At 47.0% G+C, this 11,291-nt stretch carries 13 protein-coding genes; 1 reads left to right on the plus strand and 12 read right to left on the minus strand.

All coding sequences use genetic code 11. The features are described 5' to 3' along the window. Positions 1-414: 414 nt before the first annotated feature. The 3 genes from M0R47_RS03680 to M0R47_RS03690 all read right to left on the minus strand — a co-directional run bounded on the left by M0R47_RS03680 (position 415) and on the right by M0R47_RS03690 (position 1,948). On the minus strand, positions 415-774 hold the full coding sequence (locus tag M0R47_RS03680) for a hypothetical protein (RefSeq protein WP_292550466.1): 360 nt from the start codon (positions 772-774) through the stop codon (positions 415-417). A gap of 429 nt (positions 775-1,203) precedes the next feature. Next, positions 1,204-1,755 (minus strand): DUF4136 domain-containing protein, encoded by a 552-nt coding sequence (locus tag M0R47_RS03685; protein WP_292550468.1) that lies wholly within the window; start codon positions 1,753-1,755, stop codon positions 1,204-1,206. 61 nt (positions 1,756-1,816) lie between these two features. Then, on the minus strand, positions 1,817-1,948 hold the full coding sequence (locus M0R47_RS03690) for a hypothetical protein (RefSeq protein ID WP_292550471.1): 132 nt from the start codon (positions 1,946-1,948) through the stop codon (positions 1,817-1,819). 502 nt (positions 1,949-2,450) lie between these two features. Here M0R47_RS03690 and M0R47_RS03695 point away from each other — a divergent pair. Continuing rightward, a complete protein-coding gene (locus M0R47_RS03695; RefSeq protein ID WP_292550474.1) occupies positions 2,451-2,741 on the plus strand; it encodes a hypothetical protein in 291 nt (96 codons plus the stop codon). A 232-nt stretch (positions 2,742-2,973) separates the two neighbouring features. On the opposite strand, the gene M0R47_RS03700 is transcribed toward M0R47_RS03695, so the two are convergent. The 9 genes from M0R47_RS03700 to M0R47_RS03740 all read right to left on the minus strand — a co-directional run. Further along, positions 2,974-3,360, minus strand: coding sequence for a hypothetical protein (locus M0R47_RS03700; RefSeq protein ID WP_292550477.1), 387 nt, complete (start codon positions 3,358-3,360; stop codon positions 2,974-2,976). Between the two features lie 420 nt (positions 3,361-3,780). Beyond that, a complete protein-coding gene (locus M0R47_RS03705; protein WP_292550480.1) occupies positions 3,781-4,341 on the minus strand; it encodes a transposase in 561 nt (186 codons plus the stop codon). A 189-nt stretch (positions 4,342-4,530) separates the two neighbouring features. After that, entirely contained in the window at positions 4,531-5,421 is an 891-nt protein-coding gene (locus M0R47_RS03710) for a DUF2806 domain-containing protein (protein WP_292550483.1), read from the minus strand. A gap of 52 nt (positions 5,422-5,473) precedes the next feature. Next, a complete protein-coding gene (locus tag M0R47_RS03715; protein WP_292550486.1) occupies positions 5,474-6,151 on the minus strand; it encodes an NrdJb in 678 nt (225 codons plus the stop codon). 75 nt (positions 6,152-6,226) lie between these two features. Then, positions 6,227-6,673, minus strand: coding sequence for a hypothetical protein (locus M0R47_RS03720; protein ID WP_292550489.1), 447 nt, complete (start codon positions 6,671-6,673; stop codon positions 6,227-6,229). Further along, positions 6,666-7,211: a type II toxin-antitoxin system MqsA family antitoxin gene (locus M0R47_RS03725; protein WP_292550492.1), complete on the minus strand. Its 546-nt coding sequence runs from the start codon at positions 7,209-7,211 to the stop codon at positions 6,666-6,668. The genes M0R47_RS03720 and M0R47_RS03725 overlap by 8 nt, the downstream gene beginning before the upstream one ends. Before the next feature lie 131 nt (positions 7,212-7,342). Further along, positions 7,343-7,648: a type II toxin-antitoxin system MqsR family toxin gene (locus tag M0R47_RS03730; protein WP_292550495.1), complete on the minus strand. Its 306-nt coding sequence runs from the start codon at positions 7,646-7,648 to the stop codon at positions 7,343-7,345. Positions 7,649-7,730: 82 nt separating this feature from the next. Then, positions 7,731-9,881 (minus strand): adenosylcobalamin-dependent ribonucleoside-diphosphate reductase, encoded by a 2,151-nt coding sequence (locus M0R47_RS03735; protein WP_292550497.1) that lies wholly within the window; start codon positions 9,879-9,881, stop codon positions 7,731-7,733. A 145-nt stretch (positions 9,882-10,026) separates the two neighbouring features. Beyond that, a partial coding sequence (locus M0R47_RS03740) for an ABC transporter ATP-binding protein (RefSeq protein ID WP_292550500.1) occupies positions 10,027-11,291 on the minus strand: 1,265 nt, incomplete at its 5' end.

Here is an 11,291-nt window from a genome sequence, read left to right on the forward strand (position 1 = left end):
ATCATTTAACGGGATAGCCGTAAAAAGTAGTTAACAATAAAACTTTATTTACGTTATAGGCAATAGGTTGAAATACACATTCCATTTGTTGGCTGAATGGTATATAGGTGGCAGAGTTAGCGCTTCCAAAGGTCTTAATCGAGCAGGAGCCCTACTAATATTGTTCAGCCGCCTATCGGGAGCTTTTCCGCGATCATATAAAAAGTTGTTACTGGCGTGAACATGGGGATTGTTCAATAGGACGCAATAGCGGCTTCGCCTCAAGCGCCTACTGTTGGCATCGCGTATTGCGCCGCATGAGTTGAATAGGCAGGCCGGTCAAACACAGGATACAGCCGTGCCTCTTTGCGCGCCTTCACACGGTGCGCGGGAACGGGACATGCCCATTACACCCTACGGATTGCGTCTATGGCGTTATTCCGGTTTAAGCGACTTGTACAGCTCTAACGTTTTGTTCAACTCGTCTGTCGCACCTTTTACATCACCCTGGTTTACCTTGATTTGCGCCTGAATGATGCTAGCGGTAGCCTTTTTAGTGATGTCCGGATTTCCTGTTACTTTCTCGGAAGTCGTACGCGCTTCTTTTAAATGTTGGCTGGGAGGAAAGAAATCTCTATGGCTGATTTCGACTTTAGCCTTTTCAATATGCATAATAGTTTCATTGGGGCTGTAAACTGAACTTTTAGCCGCTTCTTCCGCATAAGCGGTAACGCTGGGCGAGCCTAAAGAGAAAGCCAGTAATAAAATTAAAGCAGTGCTTTTGATAATATTCATAAAATAAAGCCTATGTTGTGATTATCGAATAGTGTCGGTAAAAAATTCTTTAAAAATGAATTTGTTTTTATCTACAAGATAACGGATCAATCATTCGTGACCTTAGTTTAAAAATTTATATAATCTTGAGTTAAGCTACCATGTCGCGAACAATGCGCAATAGGTATAAATACCTGATCTAAATGGCTTATTGCGACATTGGCAAAGCCAAGCACTGCGCCTGACTGCGTCATCCACCGTGCATTATGAGCTCTTGGCCGCTGGGATCGGCAGCCCGCAGCTGAACACGCACGCGAACACAATCAAGACGATTTCAATTATTGAAGCGAGTATTTATGGTTGGATTGACAGCGTTCCCTTGCCGTACATTAGGTCTGCATCACCTCTGCCCAGCTTAAGACTAACCGGGCGCGGCCTGCAAACTGACAATCACTGTTTGACGGGACTGGGAAACTCTTCCACTATTTCTTCCACAGCTTCCTTGATCCGCTCGGCATTAGTTTCCGGATCGCTGACCGTGCCGGTGCCGATGCCGCGAAACACCAGTTTCTGCGTTTTGGCATCCACGAAATCAAGTATCAGTGTTCCCTCCGTATATTGCGATACATCGGTATAGGTCCGTGGTGCGCCTGCCCACATGCCATAATATCCATAGCCATAAGGCATGCCTCCATAACCCCAATCGCTCGACTGGTGAATAGCCAGTTTTTCCTTGGTCGATACATGACGCACGACATGCAGATCGGCGTTTTCGCTTGTTTCTGAAATGCCATGACGCGCAAGATTGGCGCGCAGGGCTTCACGAAGCGCCGCTTCGCTCGATGGCGACAATCTTATTTTCTCGTTGCCTGGAACCAAGACATAGCTGCGGTATTGCGAGAACGGGGCCAAATGGTCGAAGTCGGTCGTGACAGAAACGGTGGAACAGGCTGTCAGGAAAAGAACTGCTGCAAGTAAATATCCGCGTGGTGATGTAAACATGGCTTTTATCTCCAATGTTGGCAAAGTTAATATTCATCTTCCGAGCTTTTCGCTTCATTGCCTAATAACAAACCGATATTGCCTTGTCGGCGCTGGCCGATTTTTGCAAGACTGCCGATTCCGGGTAGCTCAACATATCGGTGATTGTAACGGTAACAATGTTGCCGGTATGACTAGCGATTTCAGCGGCCATGATTTGTCCTGCCAGCTGCAATCCGCTGATTCGATATTGATGGCATTCTGAAAACTAATCAAGCGATAACTCCAAAAACATCAAGGATTCAATGATGACTTTGCCTCGATCGCTACCTGCGGATTGATACCACGCGGCTAAGATGCTTTCGACGTCAGCATGGGCTATTCAATTTTCGCCGAATTGCAATGCGATCTGAGCGATTAGCGAGAAACAATCAGGTCAGGCACAGTAGTAAGGCGCGCATCGGTCCACAGTAACTTAATGGCGCTGACAAGACGAATCCTGCTCCAGGTTATTCGATTCAGCGGGTAAAAGCTTAGGTTGAAACTCATTCCGTGCAGAGGAATGACGCAATAAATAGCTTAAAAAAAGTGTTGACTTTTTTTTGTGCTCATTGTTAATTTAACTGCGTTATTTTTTGAATAACAGGCCTGAGATTAGGCTTTTACATGGCATAAGGATTGTTCTCAACACTCCTAGATGATACGGGAGGAGCGCTATGAACAAGGTAACTCCACACTTAGTACGCGATTTACATAAAACACTTCCTGAAGGCACAGAATGCTATCTCTGCGCCGCTGCCAGGAGAGCTTTGACTAAATATCGCAAAAGTCACGAACCAATGGCTCTTTTGACCCCCGCTGTTTCCTTGAAAAAAGATGAGGCTTTATCTGTCTTGTCGCAAAAGCTGGGTCGGGGTCTAAGCCGCTTTTTCACCAAAGATATCCAAGCGGCATTGGACTCCATGCCGGGAAATAAGCCATCAAAATGGTTTAACTTATCCTACTGACATTACTTTCCTGCGGGAGAGACGTCGATCATTTCCACAATCCCCCTCCGAAGAGGGGGACTTTTTAATCTATATCGTATTCGGGCAATGCGCCCAAATGCAGTCTGCTTGTCTTGTTCTCACTCAGCGCGTGAGAACAAGAGAAAATTTGTAGGGTACGCACCGCGTACCATTTTCAAATTTTCCCGATGAATTAAATCTGAAAAGGTACGCGGTGCGTACCCTACCGTGCTTATTCGGCAATTTTTACCAACCAGCCACCATCGCCCTTGCAATTGTTTTGCCCATCAGCAGTGATTGCAATTCTGGCGTAAATACCTTTTAGTGACGACGGTATCGTTCCACTGACCAGATAACCGTCCTCATTTCGTGGATTGACCTTAAGGGTAGTTGGCAATCCTTTAATTGTAACCTTGATAGTATTCGGAAAGGTGTTTGCAGAGGCAATAAAAGAAAAAGCTGAACCCACAGCAACTTCAGTTTTTTCAGCCGGAACAAAATTGGTAAATTCAGGTTTGGCACAGGCTTTTGAGCTACTGCTACTGCCGTACGCCCACGAAGTGCTGGTCACCATCATTAATACAAAAAACCACAAGCAATTATGTTGTTTCATCATCATGCCTCATCGTGTTGTTGGTTTTATGAATGTTTCTTTTGCAGCGTTACACTAAAACATTTTATGTTCAAGTCCGGTAAGTTCAATGGTTGGTAAGATTACTGAGAAGTAAGGTCAGTATTTATCATTTATTTTTCACTATATCAAAGTAAACGGTCGAGCACCTGCTGAATCTGATATACCGAGTAAAATCAATTGTCGCGTTAGCGACATCTTTAGGGATATTAAAGAATATTCTGATGGCTGCCATTAAGTTATAGCTGCGTATTTTAAGCGGCTGGAGTGCAAAGCTGGCCTTGCCGTATGGCGCGGTTAGTGCAAGGCAAGCCTTGTGCTCCATTTGAATTTAACTTAATGACAGTGACGTTGGCGCGAGGGAACGAGGGAAAATTTGAAAAGATACACGGTGCGTACCCTACCGGGCTATTCTCCGGCGCATTGAATAGCATCAAGGCCGGCATAATCCTCGGACTGCGAACCCCAGCGCTCCGGATAAGCGCCTTGCTCCACCCAGCGCTGAAAAGAGGAATAAGGCCAGTCCTGCACATTTTTGACCAACCCATGTTTTACCGGATTGAAATGCAGATAATCGAGATGGTTTTGGTAATCTAGTTCATCGCGCAAGGCGTGTTCCCAAAACCGTCTTTGCCAGATGCCGCGTCGACGGTAGCGCAGACGGGAAGCCGTCACCGGTTGTTCGGTGCCTCCCAAAACCAGCCAATGTTGAGTGAAGTGCTTTTTGATGATGCCCCAGCGTTTCGAGTAATCGCAGTCATCCGGAGGCAACGTCCATATAGCATGAATATGATCGGGCAATATCACCAGCGCATCGACGCGAAACGGCAGATGTTGTTGGCAATGACGAATCGCATCCCGTAAACAGTCTCGCGCACGACCATTAGCCAGAATAGCGGCGCGCCGCTCCGTCACCACCGTAAAGAAATACGACCCACCCGGCACATAACAGCGACGATAATCGGACATTACAACCTCCGGTTGGGTACGCATCACGTACCGTGGTTAAAGTTTTTCGGTGGAGCCAATCCCCAAAAGCACAAGATACATAATTAAGCGCCGGAAATTGTTGTAGGGTACGCACCGCGTACCATTTTCAAATTTTCCGATGAATTAAATCCGAAAAGGTACGCGGTGCGTACCCTACCGGGCTACGAATTACGCCTTACCGCGTTCTACATGAGATGTTAGGGTTGCCACATGAGAAGAGAGAATATGGCCCTGCTGAAACCATTTATCGATGACATATTGGTAAAAGTCTTGGTTTTGTGAAGAACCGCATATAGATACTAGCTCTTTACCAATACTTGTTAACAAGACATGCCCAATCTCAATCTGATTGCTAATGTCATTGCCAAACTCAATTAAGGTTGATCGACCGAAATAATAAGAGTGCGTATATTTGCCAAACCCTTTTCTCACATATCCGCTCACGGTTTCAAAAGAGATCAGCCCGATAGAATCCAAGTGCTTTAGGGTCGCGAAGTTAATACCATGCTTGGTATAAATTTCATCTTCTACTTCAAAGACCACAGGAGTTGGTTCCCCCATAAGCCACACGAATTGGCAAAACGTAGTAAAAAGTGCAGCATCTTTTTTATCGATTGATGAGACAAAATCGACAGTTCTTTTAGAGAATGTGCCTGGATTAGAAGCTTCTCCAGAAAGCAGTCTTGCCCATAAGGATCGCATATCGCTATCCGACACGGTGTCGCACTGTTTGAAAAAATAAGCAACCCAGTCCTCGTCCAGATTTTCAACCTTGGCGTCATGTGTCAATTGAGCTGCTGCTTGAGCGGTGATTTGTTCAATGTTTTCTTGTTTCCGTGCTTCCTGTTGGATAAATCTTTCCACCCCCCTGGATTCCAGTTCAGTTAGTTCGATTTTGCTTATAGCCTTGATTTTTTCGGCTTCTGCTTCAGCTCGAGCTTTCCTTATGATACGAGATGGCTCATAGACGATCCCAACTGCGGCAGAAATCTTTTCAATGAGTACAGTCGCTGGTTTTGAAAGGTCACCAAGGTTTACAAGCGAATTGCCATCTGCCACATTTATCTCCTAATAACATTAATGTAAGTTTGCGATGTACGCTCAACCGCCATCACCCACACTTACTCTCCCCACAATTCAAGCAAGTCATACACCCATCCATCAACACCATGGCCTTAGTGCTGCACTTGTTACACAGCACGGCCTTTTCCGGAAACGCCTGTCCTTCCGACTCGCCATGCGCGGCTTCAAACTCTTTGCGCTTTTCATCAAGAAACTGCTTCTGGTGATCGCTCATCGCTTCCGGCTTGATCATGCCGATGTGTTTCAGGTGCGACTCAATCGCGTAGCCGATTTCGGCAACTAGGGACGGCATGAACACGCCGCCTTTTTTGAAGTAGCCGCCGTGCGGATCGAATACGGCTTTCATTTCTTCGACTAAAAAACAAGCATCGCCGCCTTTGCGGAACACGGCCGAGATTAATCGAGTCAGCGCCAACACCCACTGGAAATGCTCCATGTTTTTGGAGTTGATGAAAATTTCGTAAGGCCGACGCTCTTCGTGGGCGGTTCCGGGGTTCAGGATCATGTCGTTGATGGTGATGTACAGCGCATGCTCCGACTGCGGGGTTTTGATTTTATAGGTGGAACCGAGCAGCACTTCCGGACGCGTCAGGTTTTCGTTCATGCTTTCCAGCGTTGGCTGTTCCGGCTCTTGCTTAACCGGTTCTACATCGTCTTTGCTGAGAACTTTGTAGCCGACGATTTTTTTGGTGATTTTATGGGTCATGTCTGTAGCCTCAATCATTATTGCTGAACCTTGTTTTAAAGGCGGCGCATTTTTACTGGTGTTCTGTGTCATGTGTTAGGGCGTTTTTGTAAGGGGAATCTCAGGGCAAGGTACATGCGCCTGATTTATTGTAGAGAAAACAAATTGCCGCCAAAAAGGCCAGACATTATCCACCGCATTAAAGTGAGCAAACTCAGTTAGGGCCTTTTCATCTACATTATTTGTTAATTCGTAATCTATTCTAAATGTTGCTTCAATTTGATACAGCAATCGCGGTTCAGCATCTGAGTTCGATAAATCATTAACCCGAATACCTAAATCAACAAATACTCTAAAAAAATCAAGCGCATTATTTTTATTATTAACTGCTTCACCTACTTCAGCTCTAATTGCCAGTTTATTTTGTTGCCCCAACTGAAGTTGATCATGGCTGTCTTCAAACTGTTTAAAGCTGGATTCATATAAAACAATATCCAATAATTTTAAATTTTCCGATGCTTGTGCTATGAGCTCTTTATCCATAATCTGCCGTCTCATGGTAATCGTCGTGTTCTGAAAATAAGGGTTTGTGTGATTTGGTTTGTAAATCAGCAATGATTTTACGAGTAATCGGAATGACATTGTCGTAATCTGACGCAGGCAGTCTCTTTCCATTCAATCCTGCTTTCCGTTTTAGCCAATTAAACATATCTGGAACATCCAATGCAGCCCGCATTAGTTTATCCATTGCTATGCTTTGAATAACTTCACTACGTTCATATTTTGAAAACGCATTAGGGCCGCCGCCAAAAATTTTTGCGGCATCTTGCTGAGTTAGTCCTAATTTGCTTCTTAACGCCACTATTTCTTGGGCTGTCAACAGGCCATCCATTTTTCGCCAAACGTCACGCACGACACAGTCATTACGTTTAATCTGCTCTGAAAAAATAACCACATCACCACATTGACGGCAGACGGAGTGCTCTACATCGACGGTGTACGATTGACCATTTCGTTGAGATTCATCGGGTTCTATACGGACTTCAAAATCTGAAGAGCCGCATTCAGCGCACTTATTCATAATTATATTTTGTTGAGTTATTGTTGAATGCCAATCGAAAGCTTTTTAAGTAAACTTTCGAGGTTTACAAAAAAAGACCACGAATTTCATATTCTCGTGGTCTTCCTTTACAAAACGGTTTCCTATCAAACTTACAAATGAAAAGAACCGATTTCGACTATTTGAATTTCTCCATCTTCTAGCAGCCGTAGCTTTATATAAATCTGATCCGTTTGTTCTTCTCGAATAATATTTTTAATATAAACATCATGAACGGTTTGATCCGGGTATTCGATAGTTTTCTGGAAATCAGCCAAGGTTAAAGAAATGACACAAGCTGAAACCTCTTCTAATGTGTAACCTAAATTTCTTATATCTTTCGGTACCTTAAGTCCTTTATATCTGATGCGTTGCTGTGAAGCGGCTGCGCGAATTTTATCAAGATTGAAGAATGGCAAAATTATAACCCCTTTCTAACCATAATGGTTAGCCTTGGTATTGTAAAAACTTTCGGCTTTTTATAGCTTGTTGTTTTAAGGGTTAAAATTTACCGTAGTAGCCTTCTTTTAAAGCATCAAACAAATTAGCGGCGCTGTGGATTTCGCCGTCGTATTCCACTTCTTCATTGCCTTTGAATTCCACCACGTGGCCGTCTTCCAATGTGAACTGGTAAGTGGTGTTTTCAAGGTCGGATTCCTTGACCAATACGCCCTGGAACACTTCAGGGTTAAAGCGGAACGTGGTGCAGCCTTTCAGGCCCTTGTCGTAGGCGTACTCGTAGATGGACTTGAAGTCTTCATACGGGTAATCGGTCGGCACGTTAGCGGTTTTCGAGATCGACGAATCGATCCATTTTTGCGCGGCGGCCTGAATGTCGACATGCTGCTTCGGGGTCACTTCATCCGCAGAGATGAAATAGTCCGGCAGCTTTTTGTCGGGATCGTCGCTGTACGGCATCGCATCGGCATTGATCATTTCGCGGTAAGCCAACAGCTCAAAGGAGAATACGTCGATTTTTTCTTTGGATTTTTTGCCGGCGCGGATCACGTTGCGCGAGTAATGATGCGCAAAGCTCGGCTCGATGCCGTTGCTGGCGTTATTGGCTAGCGACAAGGAAATAGTCCCGGTCGGCGCGATAGAGCTGTGATGCGTGAATCGGGCGCCGGCTTCAACCAGCTCGGCGACCAGTTGAGGTTCTTCCTGAGCCAGTTGCTGCATGTAACGGCTGTATTTGGTATGCAGCAGTTTTCCGGGCACGCGGTCGCCGACTTTCAGGCCGTCGGCAATCATTTCCGGGCGTTTGTGCAGCATTTCGCCGGTGACGGTAAACATTTCTTCCATGATCGGCGCGGGGCCTTTTTCTTTGGCAAGCGCAAGTCCCGCTTTCCAGCCTTCCACGGCCAGTACCTTGGTCACTTCTTCGGTAAATTGCAGCGATTGTGAATCGCCGTATTTCATGCCCATCATGGTCACGGTTGAGCCCAGGCCCAGATAGCCCATGCCGTGGCGGCGCTTGGTCAGGATTTCTTCGCGCTGCTGGGGCAGGGGCAGGCCGTTGATTTCAACGACGTTGTCGAGCATGCGGGTGAAGATCTTGATGGCTTTGCGGTAGCTGTCCCAGTCAAAATGCGCGTCGATAGTGAACGGTTTTTTGACGAAACGGGTCAGGTTGATCGAGCCTAACAAGCATGAGCCGTAAGGCGGCAACGGCTGTTCGCCGCAGGGATTGGTGGCGCGGATTTTTTCGCAGAACCAGTTGTTGTTCATCTCGTTGACCTTGTCGATCAGGATGAAGCCCGGTTCGGCGTAGTCGTAAGTCGAACTCATGATGATATCCCACAGACGGCGCGCAGGCATGGTTTTGCTGATTTGGCAGGCGACCAGGCCGTCTTCGTTTAGCACGTAACCTTCTATATAAGGCAGGTCGCGCCAAATGATTTGGCTTGAATCGGTCAAATCGAGGTTGTCCAGCTGGACTTGTTTTTCCGAAACAGGAAATGATAGCGGCCAGGGCAGGTCGTTTTTAACCGCTTCAACGAACTCGGAGGTAATCAGCAGCGACAGGTTGAACTGGCGCAGGCGTCCGTCTTCGCGTTTGGCGCGGATAAACTCGACGACATCGGGATGGCCGACGTCGAAAGTCGCCATTTGCGCGCCGCGCCGTCCGCCTGCGGACGATACGGTGAAGCACATCTTGTCGTAAATATCCATGAACGACAGCGGGCCGGAAGTGTAAGCGCCTGCGCCGGACACATAAGCGTTCTTGGGGCGCAAGGTCGAGAACTCGTAGCCGATGCCGCAACCGGCTTTCAGCGTCAGTCCGGCTTCATGCACTTTGCCCAGGATGTCGTCCATGGAATCGGCGATGGTGCCGGATACCGTGCAGTTGATCGTCGATGTGGCCGGTTTGTGCTCCAGCGCGCCGGCATTGGACGTAATCCGCCCGGCCGGAATGACGCCTTGACGCAACGCCCACAGGAAATCCTTGTAGCATTGCTCCTGTTTGGTTTTACCTTTTTCCACCTCGGCAATCGCCTTGGCGACCCGCTGGTAAGTTTCATCGATGGAGCCGTCGATAGCGACGCCATCTTTGGTTTTTAAACGATATTTAGTGTCCCAAATATCCATTGAAGCGTCCTGAAATGGTATTTCAGTCACGGTGTTGGGAATGACATGTAACTTTGCCGACATCGGTATGTCCCTGTTATATAGTGGAAATTAAAAACTAGCCGCTTAGGGCTAATAATCGATATGTAGTGATCTTGTGATTATAATAACACAAGATATAGTGGTTAAAAGAGAAAATAAAAAAATAAGGCGAAACTCGCAATTGCCTCTACTCAACCAGGAAATCACCGCTTTGATGTTGCCACATGGCGTAATATTTGCCTTGTTTAGCCAATAATTGCTGATGCGTGCCTTGCTCTATGATCCGACCTTTGTCCAGAACGATGATGCGGCTCATCGTTAGAATAGTGGACAGGCGATGGGCGATCACCAGCGTTGTTTTGTTATTAATCAACTCGAAAATGGCGGCCTGGATCTTTTTTTCGGTCAGTGAATCCAGCGCGCTGGTGGCTTCATCCAGAACCACAATCGGCGCATCTTCCAAAAAAGCGCGGGCAATGGCGATACGCTGCCTTTCTCCGCCGGAAAGCTTGACGCCGCGCTCGCCGACCAGCGTGTCGAAGCGGTCGGGCAACTGGTCGATAAATTCAAGGCAATGGGATTTTTTGGCGATAGCCATCAATTTGGCTTCTGAAATATCCTCGCCCAAGGTGATATTGTCCCGTATCGAACGGTGGAACAGCTCCGGCTGTTGCGGCACTATGGCTATTTGCCGGCGCAACGAGCTTAGCGTAAAGGCTTTGGCATCCTGGCCGTCAAAGCTGATGTTGCCTTGTTGAGGGTCGAGAAAGCGGAACAGCAGTTTGGTCAATGACGATTTGCCGGAACCGGATTGGCCGACCAGCGCGACTTTTTCGCCGGCTTTGATGTGGAGGGAAAAGTTCTCGAACAGTTGGGTCTGGCGCGAGTTTTCTTCATTGTAGGTAAAGCTGACATTGTTAAAGTCGATGGCGCCGTGACTGATAGTCAGCGGCTTGGCATTGGCCGCATCGACCTCGACATCTTGTTGCCTGAACACATCGGCCATTTCGGATGCGTCGGCCAGGGCAGTGAAAAAGTTCTTGAAATTGCGCCCGAACTCCCATAAACGCTGGATCAGCATGATCATGATCGATTGAAACAACACGAACTCGCCGACCTGAAAATTGCCGGCTCGCCATTTTTGTATCATCAAGTAAACCAGCAGCAGCTCAATGCCAAAGGTCATCAGGCCTTGTATCGCAAAGGAGATAAACATCAGTATCCAGGCGATTTTTTTCTTCCGGTAAACAGAATCCGAAGCCTGATTGACGCGCGCCTGTTCGCGGGCTTCCATCGCAAAGCTTTTGACCACGGAAATATTGCTGACCGCATCCGAATAGACGCCGCCGACGGCAGAATCGGCCTTGGCTACGGCCTTGTCGAAACGCAGTTTCCAGGACGAATAGGCAATATTCCAGGCGACAAAGACCGTAACCCAAACCAGGAAAGAGC

It is taken from the genome of Methylobacter sp. (genome assembly GCF_023227905.1).
In the GTDB taxonomy this organism is placed as follows: domain Bacteria; phylum Pseudomonadota; class Gammaproteobacteria; order Methylococcales; family Methylomonadaceae; genus Methylobacter_A.